Annotated in this window: 15 protein-coding genes; 10 read left to right on the top strand and 5 right to left on the bottom strand. The window is 69.1% G+C overall.

Annotation, left to right across the window (positions count from 1 at the left end; genetic code table 11):
• The first annotated feature begins 14 nt into the window (after positions 1-14).
• From rsgA to ACIBF5_RS00820, 6 genes are all read left to right on the top strand, one after another.
• The gene (gene rsgA, locus ACIBF5_RS00845) at positions 15-1070 is read left to right on the top strand and encodes a ribosome small subunit-dependent GTPase A (protein ID WP_396806723.1); all 1056 of its coding nucleotides are present in this window, start codon (positions 15-17) and stop codon (positions 1068-1070) included.
• 415 nt (positions 1071-1485) lie between these two features.
• On the top strand, positions 1486-4560 hold the full coding sequence (uvrA, locus tag ACIBF5_RS00840; protein WP_396806721.1) for an excinuclease ABC subunit UvrA: 3075 nt from the start codon (positions 1486-1488) through the stop codon (positions 4558-4560).
• A gap of 103 nt (positions 4561-4663) precedes the next feature.
• Entirely contained in the window at positions 4664-5143 is a 480-nt protein-coding gene (locus ACIBF5_RS00835) for a Rieske (2Fe-2S) protein (RefSeq protein WP_396806719.1), read from the top strand.
• A gap of 95 nt (positions 5144-5238) precedes the next feature.
• Positions 5239-5982, top strand: a complete 744-nt coding sequence (locus ACIBF5_RS00830; RefSeq protein ID WP_396806717.1) for an MBL fold metallo-hydrolase — start codon at positions 5239-5241, stop codon at positions 5980-5982.
• A 134-nt stretch (positions 5983-6116) separates the two neighbouring features.
• The gene (gene uvrC, locus ACIBF5_RS00825; RefSeq protein ID WP_396806715.1) at positions 6117-8057 is read left to right on the top strand and encodes an excinuclease ABC subunit UvrC; all 1941 of its coding nucleotides are present in this window, start codon (positions 6117-6119) and stop codon (positions 8055-8057) included.
• Positions 8058-8270: 213 nt separating this feature from the next.
• Entirely contained in the window at positions 8271-8852 is a 582-nt protein-coding gene (locus tag ACIBF5_RS00820) for a GNAT family N-acetyltransferase (RefSeq protein WP_396806713.1), read from the top strand.
• 101 nt (positions 8853-8953) lie between these two features.
• On the opposite strand, the gene ACIBF5_RS00815 is transcribed toward ACIBF5_RS00820, so the two are convergent.
• Positions 8954-11071, bottom strand: a complete 2118-nt coding sequence (locus ACIBF5_RS00815) for a protein kinase (protein WP_396807341.1) — start codon at positions 11069-11071, stop codon at positions 8954-8956.
• Positions 11072-11507: 436 nt separating this feature from the next.
• On the opposite strand from ACIBF5_RS00815, the gene ACIBF5_RS00810 reads away from it, so the two are divergent.
• Together ACIBF5_RS00810 and ACIBF5_RS00805 are read left to right on the top strand one after the other, a co-directional pair.
• A complete protein-coding gene (locus ACIBF5_RS00810) occupies positions 11508-11840 on the top strand; it encodes an ArsR/SmtB family transcription factor (protein ID WP_396806711.1) in 333 nt (110 codons plus the stop codon).
• Positions 11841-11856: 16 nt separating this feature from the next.
• A complete protein-coding gene (locus ACIBF5_RS00805) occupies positions 11857-12351 on the top strand; it encodes an SRPBCC domain-containing protein (RefSeq protein ID WP_396806709.1) in 495 nt (164 codons plus the stop codon).
• A 21-nt stretch (positions 12352-12372) separates the two neighbouring features.
• On the opposite strand, the gene ACIBF5_RS00800 is transcribed toward ACIBF5_RS00805, so the two are convergent.
• The 3 genes from ACIBF5_RS00800 to ACIBF5_RS00790 all read right to left on the bottom strand — a co-directional run bounded on the left by ACIBF5_RS00800 (position 12373) and on the right by ACIBF5_RS00790 (position 14346).
• Positions 12373-13035: a hypothetical protein gene (locus tag ACIBF5_RS00800; protein ID WP_396806707.1), complete on the bottom strand. Its 663-nt coding sequence runs from the start codon at positions 13033-13035 to the stop codon at positions 12373-12375.
• A 135-nt stretch (positions 13036-13170) separates the two neighbouring features.
• Complete coding sequence (locus ACIBF5_RS00795) at positions 13171-13866, bottom strand: suppressor of fused domain protein (protein WP_396806705.1); 696 nt, start codon at positions 13864-13866, stop codon at positions 13171-13173.
• Between the two features lie 120 nt (positions 13867-13986).
• Positions 13987-14346: a hypothetical protein gene (locus tag ACIBF5_RS00790; protein WP_396806703.1), complete on the bottom strand. Its 360-nt coding sequence runs from the start codon at positions 14344-14346 to the stop codon at positions 13987-13989.
• A 279-nt stretch (positions 14347-14625) separates the two neighbouring features.
• Here ACIBF5_RS00790 and ACIBF5_RS00785 point away from each other — a divergent pair, with 279 nt between their 5' ends.
• Positions 14626-15096 carry a DIP1984 family protein gene (locus ACIBF5_RS00785; protein ID WP_396806701.1) on the top strand — a complete coding sequence of 157 codons (471 nt, stop codon included), beginning with the start codon at positions 14626-14628 and terminating at the stop codon, positions 15094-15096.
• Positions 15097-15428: 332 nt separating this feature from the next.
• The gene (locus ACIBF5_RS00780) at positions 15429-16448 is read left to right on the top strand and encodes an LLM class flavin-dependent oxidoreductase (RefSeq protein WP_396806699.1); all 1020 of its coding nucleotides are present in this window, start codon (positions 15429-15431) and stop codon (positions 16446-16448) included.
• 44 nt (positions 16449-16492) lie between these two features.
• On the opposite strand, the gene ACIBF5_RS00775 is transcribed toward ACIBF5_RS00780, so the two are convergent.
• Complete coding sequence (locus ACIBF5_RS00775; RefSeq protein WP_396806697.1) at positions 16493-17545, bottom strand: methyltransferase; 1053 nt, start codon at positions 17543-17545, stop codon at positions 16493-16495.
• Positions 17546-17571 lie beyond the last annotated feature (26 nt).

Raw genomic sequence — 17571 nt, 5'->3', positions numbered from 1 at the left:
TGACGAGGGTTGACATGAGGTTCGATCTTGCGTCCCTGGGATGGGACGCCGTTTTCGCCAACGCCGCCTCCGGGCGGCACGATCTGCGGCCGGGCCGGGTGGTCCGGGTGGATCAGGGGGTCTGCACCGTCCTGCGGGCCGATGGCACCTTCCGGGCCAGTCTGGCCGGGACGATCCTGGCCGGGGCGGCCGGTGACCCCACCCGACTGCCCTGTGTCGGGGACTGGGTGCTGGTCCGGCACTGGCCGGACGACCGGGTCACCGCCGAGGTGGTGCTGCCCCGACGGACGGCGATCGTACGCCGGATCGCCGGCAAGGCCGCCCTCGAGCAGGTGCTCGCCGCCAACCTCGACACCGCGGCGGTGGTCGAGCCGATGCATCCGACGCCGGACATGGCGCGGATCGAGCGAATGCTCGCCCTCGCCTGGGCCTCGGGCGCGGAACCGATGGTGCTGCTCACCAAGTGTGATCTTGCTGTCGACCCGGCGGCGGTCGCCGACCAGGTGGCGGAGCTGGCGCCCGGGGTACGGGTGCTGCCGGTCAGCGCGCAGACCGGCAGGGGCCTGGACGAGTTGCGGCCACGAGTCGGTGCCGGCCGTACGCTCGCGTTGCTCGGGCCCTCCGGTGCGGGGAAGTCGACGCTGGTCAACGCGCTGGCCGGGGCGACCGTGATGGTGACCCAGGGGATCCGTGGGGTGGACGGCAAGGGCCGGCACACCACCACCCACCGGGCGTTGATCCCGATCCCCGGCGGTGGGGCGGTGCTCGACACCCCCGGCATCCGGGCGGTGGGTCTGCTCGACGCGGCAGGTGGACTGGATCTGGCCTTCGCCGACATCGCGGAGCTGGCGGCGGCCTGCCGGTTCGACGACTGTTCGCACCAGGTGGAGCCGGGCTGTGCGGTCCAGGCCGCCCTGGAGGAGGGGGATCTCACCCCGCGCCGGTGGGAGAGCTGGTGCAAGCTGCAACGTGAGGTGGCCTTCGAGACCCGACGACGGGAGACGCGGCTGGCGGCCGAGGCGCGGGCCGGGCGGCGGCGTACGCGACCGGAGCGGCGAATCCGCCCGTAACCCGACCTTCGTCCGGTTCGACAAGCGCCCCGTGGACCGGCACCGGTGTGACGGCGCGACTCCAATCCGATGGTGCCTGTCGATCAGCCCGCCTGTCGATCAGCCCGGCCAACCGGCTGGGCTGGTCGGCTTCGGCGCGGGGGGACGCGTCGTTGACCAGGGCAGACGTCCGGCTGGGAGAAAGTGTCGTACCCCGGGGCTAGAGTTGCCGAGGCGCATTCTTGGCGTCTTCCGGACCACCGGAAACCACCGGAACCGGTGCCAAGATCGCCGACTGGACAGTTGCCGGGCTGGATATAGCCGGCGGACTGGACATACTTGCTGGACCGGACCTAAAAGCAGAATTTTTTCGAGCGGTAGAAACTTGTCCCGAGGGACAGGTTCTCGCTTTCTTCTCCCCGGGAGTACACGGACAGTGGCCGACCGCATGATCATTCGCGGCGCGCGTGAGCACAACCTGCGCGACGTCAACCTCGACCTGCCGCGGGACGCAATGATCGTCTTCACCGGGCTCTCCGGCTCGGGAAAGTCGAGCCTGGCCTTTGACACGATCTTCGCCGAGGGCCAGCGACGCTACGTGGAGTCGCTGTCGTCGTACGCGCGGCAGTTCCTCGGCCAGATGGACAAACCAGACGTCGACTTCATCGAGGGTCTGAGCCCGGCGGTGTCGATCGACCAGAAGTCCACCTCGCGCAACCCCCGCTCGACGGTGGGCACGATCACCGAGGTCTACGACTACCTCCGCCTGCTCTACGCCCGGGTCGGTGAGCCGCACTGCCCCGTCTGCGGGGAGCGGATCTCCAAGCAGAGCCCGCAGCAGATCGTCGACCGGGTGCTGGCGATGAAGGAGGGCACCCGGTTCATGGTGCTCGCGCCGGTGATCCGCGGACGCAAGGGGGAATACCTCGACCTCTTCGCCGAACTCCAGGGCAAGGGCTACGCCCGGGCCCGGGTCGACGGCACGGTCTACCCGCTGACCGAGTTCATCGGCGAGTCCCCGGCGACCAAGCTGAAGAAGCAGGAGAAGCACACCATCGAGGTGGTGGTCGACCGGCTCGCCGTCAAGGCATCGGCCAAGCAGCGGCTGACCGACTCGGTGGAGTCGGCGCTCGCCCTCTCCGGTGGACTGGTCCTGCTCGACTTCGTCGACCTGGCCGAGGACGACCCGGACCGGGAACGGCGCTACTCCGAGCACCTGGCCTGCCCGAACGACCACCCGCTGGCGATCGAGGACCTGGAACCGCGGGTCTTCTCCTTCAACGCCCCGTACGGCGCCTGCCCCGAGTGCACCGGCCTGGGCACGAAGAAGGAGGTGGACCCGGACCTGCTCGTGCCGGACCCGGAACGGACCCTGCGCGAGGGGGCCATCCAGCCCTGGTCGTCGGGGCAGACCCTGGAATACTTCCTGCACCTGCTTGAGGCGCTGGGCGAGGCGGAGCACTTCGACCTCGACACCCCGTGGCGGAAGCTTCCCTCGCGGGCGCAGAAGACCATCCTGCACGGCTCCGGCGACCAGGTGCACGTGCGCTACCGCAACAAGTACGGCCGCGAGCGTTCCTACTACACCGGCTTCGAGGGTGTGGTGCAGTGGATCGAGCGCCGGCACGCCGACACCGAGTCGGACTGGTCCCGGGACAAGTACGAGGGCTATATGCGGGACGTGCCGTGTGCGGCCTGCGGCGGGGCCCGGCTCAAGCCCGAGGTGCTCGCGGTCACCCTCGGCGGTCGGAGCATCGCCGAGACCTGCGCCCTCTCGGTGGGCGAGTGCGCCGAGTTGCTGGCCGTACTGGAACTCACCGACCGGCAGAAGATGATCGCCGAGCGGGTGCTCAAGGAAATCAACGCGCGGCTGCGCTTCCTGGTCGACGTCGGCCTGGACTACCTCTCCCTGGACCGGCCGGCGGGCACGCTCTCCGGTGGCGAGGCCCAGCGCATCCGGCTCGCCACCCAGATCGGTTCCGGCCTGGTCGGGGTCCTCTACGTGCTGGACGAACCGTCGATCGGGTTGCACCAGCGGGACAACCATCGGCTGATCGAGACCCTGGTCCGGCTCAAGAACCTGGGCAACACCCTGATCGTGGTCGAGCACGACGAGGACACCATCCGCGTCGCCGACTGGATCGTCGACATCGGGCCGGGTGCGGGTGAGCACGGCGGCAAGATCGTGCACAGCGGCTCCGTACCGGAACTGCTCACCAACCCCGAGTCGGTCACCGGCGCCTACCTCTCCGGGCGGCGCAAGATCCCCACCCCGAAGCAGCGCCGGCCGCAAACGCCCGGACGTGAGCTGGTGGTGCACGGGGCGCGCGAGCACAACCTGCGCAACCTGACCGTGTCGTTCCCCCTCGGCCAGTTCACCGCCGTCACCGGGGTCAGCGGTTCGGGGAAGTCGACCCTGGTCAACGACATCCTGTACGCGGTCCTGGCGAACCAGATCAACGGTGCCCGGATGGTGCCGGGGCGGCACACCCGGGTCGCCGGTCTCGAACACGTGGACAAGGTCGTCGGGGTCGACCAGTCGCCGATCGGCCGTACGCCGAGGTCCAACCCGGCGACCTACACCGGGGTCTGGGACCACGTCCGCAAGCTCTTCGCCGAGACGACCGAGGCGAAGGTACGCGGCTACGGCCCCGGCCGGTTCTCCTTCAACGTCAAGGGTGGACGTTGCGAGGCGTGCAGCGGTGACGGCACGATCAAGATCGAGATGAACTTCCTGCCCGACGTCTACGTACCGTGCGAGGTCTGCAAGGGAGCCCGGTACAACCGGGAGACCCTTGAGGTGCACTACAAGGGGCGGACCGTCGCCGACGTACTGCAGATGCCGATCGAGGAGGCGGCGGAGTTCTTCTCCGCGATCCCGGCGATCCACCGGCACCTCAAGACGCTGGTCGACGTGGGCCTCGGCTACGTACGCCTCGGCCAGTCCGCGCCGACGCTCTCCGGTGGCGAGGCTCAGCGCGTCAAGCTCGCCTCCGAGCTGCAGAAACGTTCGACCGGCCGGACCGTGTACGTGCTCGACGAGCCGACCACGGGCCTACACTTCGAGGACATCCGCAAGCTGCTCGGAGTGTTGGAGAGCCTGGTCGACAAGGGCAATACGGTGATCGTGATCGAACACAACCTGGACGTGATCAAGACCGCCGACTGGCTGATCGACATGGGTCCGGAGGGCGGCCACCGGGGCGGCCTGATGCTGGCCGCCGGTACGCCGGAGGAGCTGGCCGAGGTGCCGACCAGCCACACCGGTCAGTTCCTCCGGCCGGTGCTCGGCCTCAAGGGCACGGCAAAGGGCTCGGAGACGGCGACCGCACGGGCCGACAAGGCCAACGGCGCGGCGACGGCGAAGACGCGGACGAGCGCGGCCAAGGCGGCGCCCGCCAAGGCAGCTCCAGCAACGGCGGCTCCGGCCACGGCGACGAAGGCCAAGGCCGGTGCGGCCAAGACCACGGCGACACCGGCCCGTGGGCGCCGCGCGGCGACCGGGGTCTGATTCGTGCCCAACTGAACCATTGCCGGGGATCTTGCGTGTCTACTGTCGTGGCCGTAGCACCAGCCCAGACACGGCCACCACAGTCGAAGAGGAAAGGCTAGGCATGAGTGACGATCAGATCGTGACCGCTCCGGTGCAGACCCGCCGCGCCATGCTGTTGGGCGCGGGCGCCGTCGGTGCGACCGTGGTGCTCGCCGCCTGTGGCACCGACAACTCCACCGACAACTCCACCGACGGCGCCAACGACGCCGCTCCGGGCGCGAGTGACCCGGCCGGTGGCGACAACGGCGGCGGTGCCGACGTGCTGACCAAGACCGGTGAGGTACCGGTCGGCGGTGGCCTGATCTTCGCGGCCAAGGACGTGGTGGTGACCCAGCCGACCGCCGGCCAGTTCAAGGCGTTCAGCGCGATCTGCACCCACCAGAACTGCCCGGTGACCAGCGTCGACGGTGGCACGATCAACTGCACCTGTCACGGCAGCAAGTTCTCGATCACCGATGGTTCGGTGAAGACCGGACCGGCGACCCGGCCGCTCGCGGCCAAGGAGGTCAAGGTCGAGGGAGAGAACATCACCCTCGCCTGAGCTGCGGGCCGCATCCTCGCCTCACCTAACGGGCCGGCCTGGCGCGGGAAGCGCGACACCCCGCGTCGGGCCCGGGCGGGCTCTACGATGCGTGCATGCGGCTGACCGTGCTCGGCGCCTGCGGCGCGTGGCCGGAAGCCGGCCAGGCGTGCAGCGGATACCTGGTCGAACAAGACGGATTCCGGCTCCTCCTCGACATCGGGTACGCCACCCTGCCGCGACTGCTCGAACGAGTCGGCGCCGACCAGGTCGACGCGGTCTTCGTCAGCCACGGCCACCCGGACCACTGCGCCGACCTCAACCCGCTGCTGCGGGCGCGCCACCTCCGGGACGACAAACCCGATCCACTTCCGGTGTACGCGCTGCCGGGTGCCGTCGACGCGGTGCTCGCGCTGGACCGGCCCGGAATGCTCGACGACGCGTACGTCCGGCACGAGTTCAACGCCGGCGACCGGCTGCGGATCGGCCCGTTCGAGGCCGAGACCCGGCTGTTGCCGCACTGGGTGCCGAACGCCGGGATACGTCTGACCGCCGGTGGGAGAGTGCTCACGTACACCGGCGACACCGGGCCGAGCCCGGACGTGGTGGGGTTGGCCCACGACTCCGACCTGCTGCTTGCCGAGGCGACCTACGTCGACCAGGTGCCGGCGGACTCCGTACACGACCTGACCAGCGCCCGGCAGGCCGGCGCACAGGCAGCCGAGGCGGGTGTCGGGATGCTGCTGCTGACCCACTTCTGGCCGGGAACCGACCGGACCGCCGCGCAGGCAGCGGCCGGCGAGACGTACGACGGTGAGGTCACCGCCGCCGAGCCCGGCCTGATCGTCGAACTCACCTGAGCGGGGTAAGGAAGGGCCCCTTGTTATCGTTTTTTGTATAGGAAGGGGCCCTTCCAAACGGGGTCTCGTGGGGTTGGGGAGAGTGGGGCGGAGCCTGGGCGGGAATGACAGGGGCGCGGACTACGCTTGCTGGCGTGGCTGACCCCTCGACCTACCGTCCCGCCCCCGGCACGATCCCGGAGGCACCCGGGGTCTACCGCTTCCGTGACCCGACCGGCAAGGTGATCTATGTCGGCAAGGCCAAGAACCTGCGCAGCCGACTCAACTCCTACTTCGGCGAGATCTGGAACCTGCACCAGCGCACCCAGCAGATGGTCACCACGGCCGCCTCGGTCGACTGGATCACGGTCGGCACCGAGGTCGAGGCGCTCCAGCAGGAATACACCTGGATCAAGCAGTACGACCCCCGGTTCAACGTCCGCTACCGGGACGACAAGTCGTACCCGTATCTTGCCGTCACTCTCGACGAGGAGTACCCGAGGCTCCAGGTGATGCGCGGCGCGAAGCGCAAGGGCGTGCGCTACTTCGGGCCGTACTCGCACGCCTGGGCCATCCGCGAGACCCTCGACCTGCTGTTACGCGTCTTCCCGTCGCGCACCTGCTCCTCTGGCGTGTTCAAGCGGGCCGCGCAGATCGGTCGGCCGTGCCTGCTCGGCGACATCGGCAAGTGCTCGGCGCCCTGCGTCGGCCGGGTCTCCGTCGACGAGCACCGGGAGATCGTGGAGAACTTCTGCGACTTCATGGCCGGTCGGACCGACACCATGGTCCGCCGCCTCGAACGGGAGATGCTCGACGCGAGCGAGCAGTTGGAGTTCGAGCTCGCGGCGCGGCTACGCGACGACGTGGCGGCGCTGCGCCGGGCGATGGAGAAGCAGACCGTGGTGCTCGGCGACGGCACCGACGCGGACGTGGTCGCCTTCGCCGAGGATCCCCTCGAAGCGGCGGTCCAGGTCTTCCACGTACGCGACGGGCGGGTGCGCGGCCAGCGGGGCTGGGTGGTGGAGAAGGTCGAGGACCTGACCACAGGTGACCTGGTCCACCACTTCTGCACCCAGGTCTACGGCGGTGAGCAGGGCGAGGCCGACGTGCCCCGGGAGTTGCTGGTGCCGGCCCTGCCGCCGGACGCCGACGCGCTCGCCGACTGGCTCTCCGAGCACCGGGGGAGCAGGGTCAGCCTCCGGGTGCCGCAGCGCGGCGACAAGCGAACGCTGCTGGAGACTGTGGGGCGCAACGCCGGTGAGGCGCTGACCCGGCACAAGTTGCGCCGTTCTGGTGACCTCACCACCCGGAGCAAGGCGCTCGACGAGATCACCGAGGCGCTCGGTTTGCGTACGTCGCCGCTGCGGATCGAGTGTTACGACATCTCCCAGATCCAGGGCACCGACGTGGTCGCCAGCATGGTCGTCTTCGAGGACGGGTTGCCGCGCAAGAGCGAATACCGGCGGTTCGTGGTGCGCGGCGCGACCGACGACCTCTCCGCCATGTCCGAGGTGCTGCGCCGCCGGTTCGCCCGTTACCTGGAGACCCGGGCGGAAACCGGTGAGCTGGGTGAGGAGATGGCGGCCGACCCGGACCGTCCCGGCATCGACCCGACCACCGGGCGCCCGCGCAAGTTCGCGTACCCCCCGCAGCTCGTGGTGGTCGACGGCGGGCAGCCGCAGGTGGCCGCAGCCGCTGCGGTGCTGGCCGAACTCGGCATCGACGACGTCGCGCTCTGTGGCCTGGCCAAGCGGCTGGAGGAGGTGTGGTTGCCCGACGACGAGTTCCCGGTGATCATGCCGCGTACGTCCGAGGGGCTCTACCTGCTGCAACGGGTCCGGGACGAGGCGCACCGGTTTGCCATCACGTTCCACCGGGAGCGCCGGTCGAAGCGGATGACCACCTCCGGCCTGGACAACGTGCCCGGCCTCGGCGAGGTACGCCGCAAGGCGCTGCTGCGGCATTTCGGGTCGGTCAAGCGACTTGCCGCCGCCGGGGTCGACGAGATCGTCGAGGTGCCGGGCATCGGACGGCGGACCGCCGAGGCGATCCTCGCCGCACTCGACCCGGAGCGGACCACGGCCCCGCCCGCCTGATTCCCCGTAAGTCGTGATCAGGGAGATGTGCTGGCGTCGTGTCGAATGAGGTCAGGTCCGCCCTGTCACCGCGCCGCCGCGCTTCCGTCGGCGGAGGTGATCACTTGTCTCGCTGGCCGGTCCCGGCCCGTCGACGACGTTGGCGTCTGACGGCACGCGGAGCGTACGCACAACATCGGGTTTTGATCAACGACCTGGGGGCGTGAGGACAAGGTGCGGACCGATATACCCGGATCAGCCGGCAACCACGCGACCGAGCGGTTGGTGCTGACCGTTCCAGAGCGCGGCGATCTGACCGAGCTGTACCGGTTGTACGCGAATCCACAGGTGTGGCGCGATGATCCGATCGCCCGTCACACCACCCGCGAGCAGACCGCGACCATGCTCGATCACTGGCGGGCCGCCTGGCTCCGCGACGGTCTGGGTGTGTGGGTGGCGCGTCCCGCCGAGCCCGCGGCTCAGGGACAACTCGTCGGAATCGGTGGTTGCTTCGTCCGTCACGGCGTGGCGTGGAACCTCGGCTTCCGCCTATCGCCGGCCTTCTGGGGACAGGGGTACGCCCAGGAGATCATCCGTGCCGCGGTCGACGCTGCTCGGGAAACGCGCCCCGACCTGCCGTTGACCGCGTACCTGTTGGAGGGCAACACCCGATCGCAGCGCACGACGGAGCGGGCGGGGCTGCGCCTGGCGTGGCGTGGCCCGGACGCGGGCAACCCGGACCCGCACGCCGTACGGCTGCTCTACGCGGATCAGGATCTGTCGCCCGCGCTGGTGAAGACCCTGACCGACGACTAGTAACACGTCTGTGGCGTGTGCGAGTCGTCGACCAGGACTGGATGCTGGACCGGGCCATGTCGTACCGGTAAGAAAGGATGCTCGACGGACCGCCTGGAATGCTAACCCGTCACTATCTTGAGGGCGTCGATCATCCCGATCTTGGTGCTCTTGTTGACAATCTTGATGGTGTGCCGGCCAGCGGGGAGCCCGGTCTTCTGGTAGACGACCTGCCGGGACCGCCTCGGCGGATTCGCATAGAGGTTGACGTTGGCCTGGTACACGCCGTCGACATACACATCGACGTTGCCCTCGTCGTTGTTCAATTCGGCCAGGTAGGAAAACCCGGTGCCGGTGAAGGAGTATTCCGCGGTCGCCCCTACCTCTCCGGTAACGGTGACATCATTGTTGTGGTCGCCGAGGTTCCGGTTGGGGAAGTGGGTCCATTTGCCACTGTAGGTGAGCTCGGTATCGTTGACCATGAAGTCGGATGGGGTCTGATTACTCGGGCTCGGCTTCACCGACGGGGTCGTGCTAGGTCGGGCACGCGGCGTGGTGCTCGGGGCCGGCGCCGGTTGGAATCCCGCGGTGATGTGTTGGAAGGCGAACTCGCTGGCTGCCCAGACAGGCTCGGGAGTCACCCACTCAATCGTGTAGCCCTTCCGCGTCGACGTGACGAAGGTGCGCCGGCGTACGTGCATGACCTCGTCGGTGCCGCTGGTGTAGCTGAACTCCCAGTCGGCGGCGCCCAGGTGGTAGTTCGCGGCGGTGATCCCGATCCGGTGGTAGTCCCGGTACTGCCCGTCGGCTGGCCGGGCCTTCTCCTGTGCGGTCAGTTCGGCGAGCGGGTCGGGGTTGGGGGAGTCGTTCTGGCTGACCGCGAGGAGCCGGTCGCCGCCGGGCTCTCGGAACTCGACCCGGCTACCCCGCCGGGTGATCTGCCAATGGGTTGGCGCCGGGACGGAAAATCCGCTCCCGTCCCGATGAACGGACCAGGTGAGCGGCGGCAGCGTGGCGGAAGCCGACGCCGGGAGGGGCGACTGACTGAACTCGGTGGGAAGGCCGCCCGGCACGGCCAGACGGCTGCTGTCGGTCCCGTCGGGCCGCTCGCGGGTGGCCAGCGGAATGCCTACCGCGAGTCCGATTGTCAGTAGGGCGGCGAGGCCGCCGACCAACCAACCCCGCCGCGTTCGAACCGAAGGGGAGGGGGGCTTCGTGTCGCCGGCTGACCGATTGACGACCGCGACGACGGGGTCTGTGGCACTGTCGTCAACCGACTCGGTGGAGGGTGCGACGGTCCTATCGTGGGTGAGCGGAGTCGGCATTACCGATGTCCCGGGCGGGGGGACGGCAAAGCCCGGTGGCCTCACCCAGGGTTCGCCGGGCTCCACGTTTGTCCGATCAGCTTCCGGGCTGCCGTCCGTCGATTCGCGAGGTATCTGACGAAGTAGCTGCTCGGCGGTCTCGGCGTCGATTCGTTCGGCCGGATCCTTGCGGAGCAGACCTTCCAGCACCGGCGCCAGTGGGCCGGCATGCTTCGCCACTGGAGGCTGTTCGGTAACAAGCGCGGTGAGGCTCATCAAGCTGGACGGGCGGGCGTACGGCGCGTGCCCCTCCACGGCCGCGTAGAGGGTGGCGCCGAGCGACCAGAGATCCCCCTCCGGCCCCACGGCCCCCGACATGGCCCGCTCCGGTGAGACATAGGCGGGCGAGCCGAGGACCACGCCAGTCGAGGTCAGATCCGGATCCTCGATGTCAGTGGCCAGACCGAAATCGGTGAGTACGATCCGGCCGTCGTCGCCGAGCAGTACGTTGGCCGGCTTGACATCGCGGTGCATGATCCCGGCGCGATGGGCCGCCTGTAGCGCGTGGAGAACCCCCAGCCCGATTTTGGCTGCCCGGGTCGGCGAGATAGGACCGTCGGCGGTGATTGTCTGGTGCAGCGAGCGCGACGGGACGTACTCCATCACGATCCATAGGTCACCGGCGTCGCCCACGAGTACGTCGAAGATGCGGACCGCGTTGGTGTGGTCAAGCCTGGCGATCGCCCGCGCCTCACGGAGCGACCGCACGTGCAATTCCTGCCGTGCCTCGTCGGTCAGGCCGGGCGGCGGAACCATTTCTTTGATTGCCACATCGCGATGGAGTGCCTTGTCATGGGCTTTCCATACCCGACCCATCCCGCCCTGGCCAATAACCTCCGCGAAGACATACCGATCAGTAACGACGAGTGGCCGCATCTCCTGCACGTCGGAGACATTACCCGTTTGGTCTTACCGGCCAATTGTGGCAGGTACGGCCACCGGGGGGATCTGGCAGATGAGGGCGACAGATCTGTGCTTCCAGGACGAGCCGGGTCAGAGCCTGTCCTCCGAAAGCCGGAACATGGGCCAGGTGTGTTTGTACGCCGGTGGTCCAGGGGGCACGGGCGGAGAGCCCTGTCAGTCCGCCGGGCGGCGCTTGCGCGGGTGGATCGTTTCGCCCGGGGGAGCCGGCACGGCTCGCTCGGGCCGGATGCAGGACCCAGGCGGCCCGCTCCTCGGGCACCCTCTCCGCCGCCCTGCCGAGCGTGCGACGCATCGGCGCCACACCCGCCGAGCCGCCCGACACCCCTGCGCCCGCTCCGGAGGGGAGCTTGCTTGTGTCTCGGACGTAACAGCACTAACGTACAACTATATGGTTGTAGATGAGTTGAGTGCGGAGGAGATCGACCGGGTCTTCCACGCGCTCGCGGACGCGACCCGGCGCGACATCCTCGCCCAGGTGATCCGGAGCGAGCAGTCCGTCTCGGCGCTCGCACAGCATTACCCGATGAGCTTCGCGGCGGTACAGAAGCACGTCGCGGTCCTCGAACGGGCCCTGCTCGTCACCAAGAAGAGGCGGGGACGGGAGCAGATCGTCCACGGCGACCTGGCGGCGCTGCGCAAGGCGACCCGCCTCCTCGGCGCGTACGAGGAAATTTGGCGGTATCGCACCAGTCAGATCGAACAGATCCTGGCCGAAGACTGAGAGAGGATCCACCACAGTGGCGGTAGTAGCTACCTTCAAGGACAGCGCGGCGTTGACCCTGACGCTGGTCGCGGAGTTCGACGCGGGCGTCGAGCGGGTGTGGCAGGTCTGGGAGGACCCGCGCCAACTGGAGCGTTGGTGGGGCCCGCCGACCTGGCCGGCCACCTTCGAACGGCACGAGTTCGTGGTGGGTGGGAAGTCCGCCTACTACATGACCGGCCCCGAGGGCGAGAAGTCCCGAGGCTGGTGGCGGATAACCGCGATCGAAGCGCCGCACCGGCTGGAGTTCGACGACGGGTTCGCCGACGCCGACGGCGAACCCGTCACCACCATCGAGCCGACCCACGCCGTGGTGACACTCGATGCGGTCGGCTCCGGAACACGCATGACGACCGTCACCCAGTTCACGAACGCGGAGCAGCTCGAACAGATGCTGGAGATGGGCATGGAAGAGGGCTGGCGTCTCGCCGTGAGCCAGATCGACGAGGTGCTCGGCGACAGCGCCCGCTGAGGGCGGCGGCTCGCGCCGACGTCAGCGGCGTTGGGCGTGGTCCGGGCTCAGCGTGGGGTCGGCGTACGCCAGCGTCACCGGGGTCGGCTGGCCGTCCCAGGTGCCGGTCAGGATGGCGCCGGCCACCGGGTTGCCGGCGGGGAGACGACGCAGGACCGTCAACTGTACGGAGTCCGTCGTGACGACCGTGCTGTCCTCCTCGTCGGTGACGCGGCGCAGCGCGCCGGTGGCGGGGATGTCGGCGTCCGCGACACCACTACCGGTGACGAGCATGTTCGGCGCGCGGTGTTCGACTGCGCCGTCGACCTCGAAGTACTCGTCCGCCTGTACGCCGCCGGAGTAGATCACATCGGTCAGCGTCGCGACGTAGACGGGATCTCCGCACCCGTCGTACACCCAGCGCCGGCCGAGGACCGAGTGCTCGGTGGTGCCGATCAGCCAGTCGTCGGCACCGTCCAACGGCGCGTCACGGTACGTCAGCGGGACCTGGTGGATCGGCCCGGTGCCGGCCCGGACGAGCATCGTCTCCACCCCGACCGCACCGGCGGGGTCGTCGAACCGGAAGGCCGCCACCCGTTCGACGTCGGCGGCAGCGGCCCCCTGGTACCAGGGACGGCCGGGCAGCCAGGCCGCCAGGAGTTCGAGTTTCGTGGGGCGCAGTTCGGCGCGGTGCAACAGGGCCATGTGCCGAATGCTAGACGTGGGGGGCGTACGGGTGGCGCGCCGGCTCGAAGTTCCATCGCCGGAGTGGAGCGCCGTGCATGTCGTGCCGCGACGGTCCACCGGACGATCGAAGGCGTCTTGTTGACCTGCTCGCGGTCAGCCGAACGACGGCCGGTCCGGATCCAGCACCTCGTTGACCCCGCCCCGGTCGAGTGCGGCGATCAGCGCGTTCGTTCCCTCAGACACCTTCAGCGCGACCTCGGCGGGATGCAGCGGCACGAGCGCGAGCAGGTTGATCTGCGTTCCGTCCGCGACGTCGATGGTCCGCGCCTCGGGACGTACCCGCAGCATCGGCGTGACGACCACCCCGGCGAACGAGGTGCCAGGGGCGTACCGTTCCGCAGGATCGCCGTTCGGTACGGAATGCCACTCGCCGATCCAGGTGCCGTATTCGTGCGGCAGCCGGGCCACCTGCTTGAGCACCCGAACCGGCCAGCCGGTCCGCTCGTCCTGCAGCGCCGCCTGCGTCAGCGGCCAGTCCGCCGGCAGGCAGAGCACCAACTCCGCGTACGGGCTGATCCCACTCCCATCGGGGACCGTCATCGGGCGTTCGCTCATCCCCGACGTGATAAGCGTCTGGAACGGCCGCTCGGCAGTCGGCCCGACCACGTAGACATGGACCCCGACCAGGTGCGAGCCGATCTCGTGGAGCACGAACGCCACCGGTCCGAAGTGCTCGGCGATGTGCCGGTCGATCGCCTCGGCCACCTCCTGCCGTTGACCCTCGGCGGCGACGAACCCGTCGTACCGTGGCTCGTGCCGCAGGGTGCCTGTTCCCGGTGCTTCGCTCATGACCACGCAGACTAGAGCAGGGCGCCAGCGATGCAGGTGTCCACTTCGGCACCCAGATCGGTCCGGGCAGGTCCCGCCCACGTCACTGGTCTATGGCACCGGCCGCCGCCCGGCTACCGGTCACTTGTCACCGCCGGTCCAGCCGTGGATCTTCTCGCCGAGCAGAACGAAGACCAGGACGGCGTTGACGGCGACCGCGATCCACGCCGGGGCGGTGCCCACGCCGTCGTTCGCGGCGGCCACCGCGACGGCCAGCACATTGATTCCGCAGACGGTCAGGGCGCCGGTGCGGCCCCACCTCGCGCCGAAGAAGAGGCCGATGCCCGACGTGACCTGCGCCGCCGAGAGCAGGAGACTGATCACCGCCATCAGGATGACCACGTCCTCCTCGCCATGGGAGATCGCATCCTCCAGCAGCATCGCCCCGAGTAACGTGCCGAGCAGGCCGTAGGCGACCAGCAACAGTGAGACGACCCACACCGAGCCGGGTCTTGTGGTCGGTCGAGGCGGCGACGGTCGGGAATAACGTGGCCGCAGCGGGGGTCGCGACGCGCCGTCCTGAGCCATAGTGATCGTCTCCTTCGCTGGGCGGGCACCCGCCCGGAGCGTATCGACGTGAGGCAATCAGTCACGGGGTGGGAGTCGTCAGCCGCCGGTTGGACGTTTTCGGGTTGATCTGTCCCCGGCGAAGGGCCATGATTCTCGGGGTCTGGCCGGCAGATAAGTGGCCAGCGGTGTGATGAGCTGTGGAGGTGCGTAGTGAAGCTTGCCGAGGCGCTCGCCCACCGTTCCGATGCGGTCCGCCGAGTCGAGCAACTGCGGGCAAGGGTTGTGGCCAGTGCCCGGTACCAGGAAGGGGAGACACCCGCCGAGGACGCGACGCGGCTGTTGGTCGAGGTCGACGGCGTACTCGACGAGTTGGAGGTGTTGATTCGCCGGATCAACCGGACCAACGCCTCGGTCGAGGTCGGCGTGGGCACCCTAACCGACGCCCTCGCTCGGCGAGACGTGCTGCGGCTGCGGCACGCCCTGGTGACGGCGGCGGCAGACGCGGCGGCCGGACGCGATCAGCGTGGCCAGGCCGTACGGCAGCTCCGCTCCGAGCTGAAGATGCTCGCCGCGCTCCCCGTCGCGGAACTCCGGGGCCAGGCGGACCGGCTCGCGCGTGAGGTCCGCGAGTTGGACATGCTGATTCAGCGGGTCAATTGGGAGGCGGACGTACTGGAGTAGGCGAGCGGGCGATGTGTGGCAGGTAGTCGTCGCGGAGGCGAGCACACACCGAGGGCCGGCGGTTTCCGGCCCCCTCCTGGCGCGCGATGGGCAGCGCGGGGTTCGAGTCCCCACCGACAGGGCAGCCCAGCACCGCGTACAGGTGATTGCGCACAGCGCACAGCACATCACCAGGTGCAGGTCCGTGACGGCGAGGGAGGGCTCGGGGCACTCACATCGCAGTCGGGTTCGGCCGAGGGGCGGACACCGTGGATCATTGGTGGTGACCTCCTGCCCGACTGGGCCGGTGTTGAGGTACGGCAGAGCATGCCGTGGACGATGTGGGGGGCCCTGTGCCGCTGCCCTCGGAGCCGCTGCGAAAGCTGGGCTTTCTGACGATCGGGTTGTTCGACGACGTTGATCCTCGCCCGGGTCACGAGTCGACGCTCGACATCATCACACTCGGTGAGGAGCTGGGCTTCGACAGCGCCTGGGTCCGGCACCGCCACCTCCAGTACGGCATCTCGTCCCCGGTCGCCATCCTGGCGGCTGCCTCCCAGCGCACCAGCCGGATCGAACTGGGCACCGCCGTCATTCCACTCGGCTGGGAGAATCCGCTGCGGCTGGCCGAGGACCTGGCGACCGTCGACATCCTCTCCGGTGGTCGGCTCAATCCGGGGGTGAGCGTCGGGCCGCCGATGCACTACGAGCAGGTCAGGGAGGCGCTCTACCCGGACACCGCCGATACCGAGGACTTCAGCTACCAGCGGGTACGGCGGCTGCTGGACTTCGTCCGGGGTGAGCCGGCCACCGACTTCAGCGGGGTCGAGGGCTTCGAGGTCTTCTCCGACCGGGTCCAGCCCCACTCGCCCGGTCTGGGACGCCGCATGTGGTACGGCGGCGCGAGCCTGCGATCCGCCCAGTGGGCCGGGGAGAACGGGATGAACTTCCTGACCAGCAGTGTGGTGAAGGCGGAGGAGTCGGAGAACTTCGCCGAGATCCAGCTCTCGCACATCCGGACGTTCCGCGAGCACCATCCCGACGGTGCCGGTGCCCGGGTCTCCCAGGGGCTGGTGGTGATCCCCACCGACAGCGCCACACCGGAGCAGCGGGCCAAGTACCAGGCGTACGCGCGGCAGCGGACGCCGCGTACCGCCACTCCGCAGGGGCCCGCACGGATGATGTTCGCGCCCGACCTCGTCGGCAGCTCCTCGGAGATCGCCGAACGGCTCTACGCGCAGGTCGCCTTCCGGGAGGTCGACGAGGTCGCGTTCGCGTTGCCGTTCACCTTCGACCACGACGACTACGTGCAGATCCTCACCGACATCGCCACCGGGCTCGGCCCGGCGCTGGGCTGGCGTCCGACCGACTGACGCGGCTCCGTGAACGTCTGTGGTTGATACGCCCCAGGGAGCGCTCAGGCGCGGGTGGCGAGGACAAGATGGTCGGCGTCGGAGCGGGTCAGCATCCGTTCCTCCGGATCGCCGAACCCGGCCTCGGTGAGCAGCTTGGCCAACTCGTCGAAGGCGTACGCCCTGCCGCCCTGCGTGTGGAAGAGGTTGAGGCTGAACGCGCGTACGAACGCGTCGGCGACGCCCGGCGGACGTTGGGGGACCTCGGCGAGCGGCTCAAGCAGGACCACCCGGCCACCGGGGTTGAGCGCGGTGGCGACCCGGGCGAGCAGTGCGGCGACCTGGCGGTCGTCGTACCCGTGCACGATGTTGAAGAGCAGAACCAGGTCGTACCCGGTGCCGAGGTCGGCGGTGAGCAGGTCGCCGGGGCGTAGCTCGACCCGGTCGGCGAGCCCGGCCGACTCGACCACCGCCTGCCCCTGGGTCAGGGCGCCGGGCAGGTCCAAGACGGTGGCGTGCAGTTCCGGGTACGCCTGGCAGAAGGCGGTGGTGTAACCCGCGTGGCCGCCACCGAGGTCGAGGAGTCGCCCGTTCGTCGGGGGAGCGGGAATCAGGGTGAGGATCTCCTCGGCGAGCCAACCGGAGAGCCTCCGCAGCATGGTTTGGAAGTCGCGCAGGGTCTCGGGTCGGCGCTCCAGCCAGGCGTAGAAGTCGCCGGTCGGTTCGCCGTGGCGGACCGAGGTTTCCAGGTCGCCCCAGAGTTCGGTCAGCACGGTGGACCAGAAAGACAGCACGGGGGCGAAGCTGTCCGGGGTGGAGCGCAGCAACCACCGGGTCGTGTTCGGGGTGTTCGCGTACGTGCCGTCGGTGGTGCTGAGATAGCCGAAGCCGACCAGCGCGTCGAGCAGCAGCCGCAGTCCGAGCGGATCGGCGCCGACCCGCTCGGCGACGGTGGTGACCGGCAGCGGGCCGTCGGCGAGCACCTCGAACACCCCGAGCCGCAGCCCCGCCCCGGCGGTCCGGAACGAGACCGCGTTCAGCATGTCGAGGTGGGCCGAGGGGGCCTCGTCGGACTCGATGAACGCACGGGCGGTCTCGGGCGACAACGGCACCGGCATGCTTGTTCTCCTCGCTCAAGGTGGCA

The organism is Micromonospora sp. NPDC050417, from assembly GCF_044458865.1.
Taxonomy (GTDB): domain Bacteria; phylum Actinomycetota; class Actinomycetes; order Mycobacteriales; family Micromonosporaceae; genus Micromonospora_G.
Note: the sequence above shows the minus strand (reverse complement) of the source record. Positions and strands in the feature narration are given on the sequence as shown.

Excerpts from the sequence above, each read along its gene's own strand:
- ACIBF5_RS00810 (WP_396806711.1), top strand. The coding sequence starts at position 11,508 with ATGGTTGTAGATGAGTTGAGTGCGGAGGAGATCGACCGGGTCTTCCAC.
- ACIBF5_RS00830 (WP_396806717.1), top strand. The coding sequence starts at position 5,239 with ATGCGGCTGACCGTGCTCGGCGCCTGCGGCGCGTGGCCGGAAGCCGGC.
- ACIBF5_RS00800 (WP_396806707.1), bottom strand. The coding sequence starts at position 13,035 with ATGGCCCTGTTGCACCGCGCCGAACTGCGCCCCACGAAACTCGAACTC.
- ACIBF5_RS00775 (WP_396806697.1), bottom strand. The coding sequence starts at position 17,545 with ATGCCGGTGCCGTTGTCGCCCGAGACCGCCCGTGCGTTCATCGAGTCC.
- ACIBF5_RS00815 (WP_396807341.1), bottom strand. The coding sequence starts at position 11,071 with ATGCGGCCACTCGTCGTTACTGATCGGTATGTCTTCGCGGAGGTTATT.
- rsgA (WP_396806723.1), top strand. The coding sequence starts at position 15 with ATGAGGTTCGATCTTGCGTCCCTGGGATGGGACGCCGTTTTCGCCAAC.
- ACIBF5_RS00835 (WP_396806719.1), top strand. The coding sequence starts at position 4,664 with ATGAGTGACGATCAGATCGTGACCGCTCCGGTGCAGACCCGCCGCGCC.
- ACIBF5_RS00795 (WP_396806705.1), bottom strand. The coding sequence starts at position 13,866 with ATGAGCGAAGCACCGGGAACAGGCACCCTGCGGCACGAGCCACGGTAC.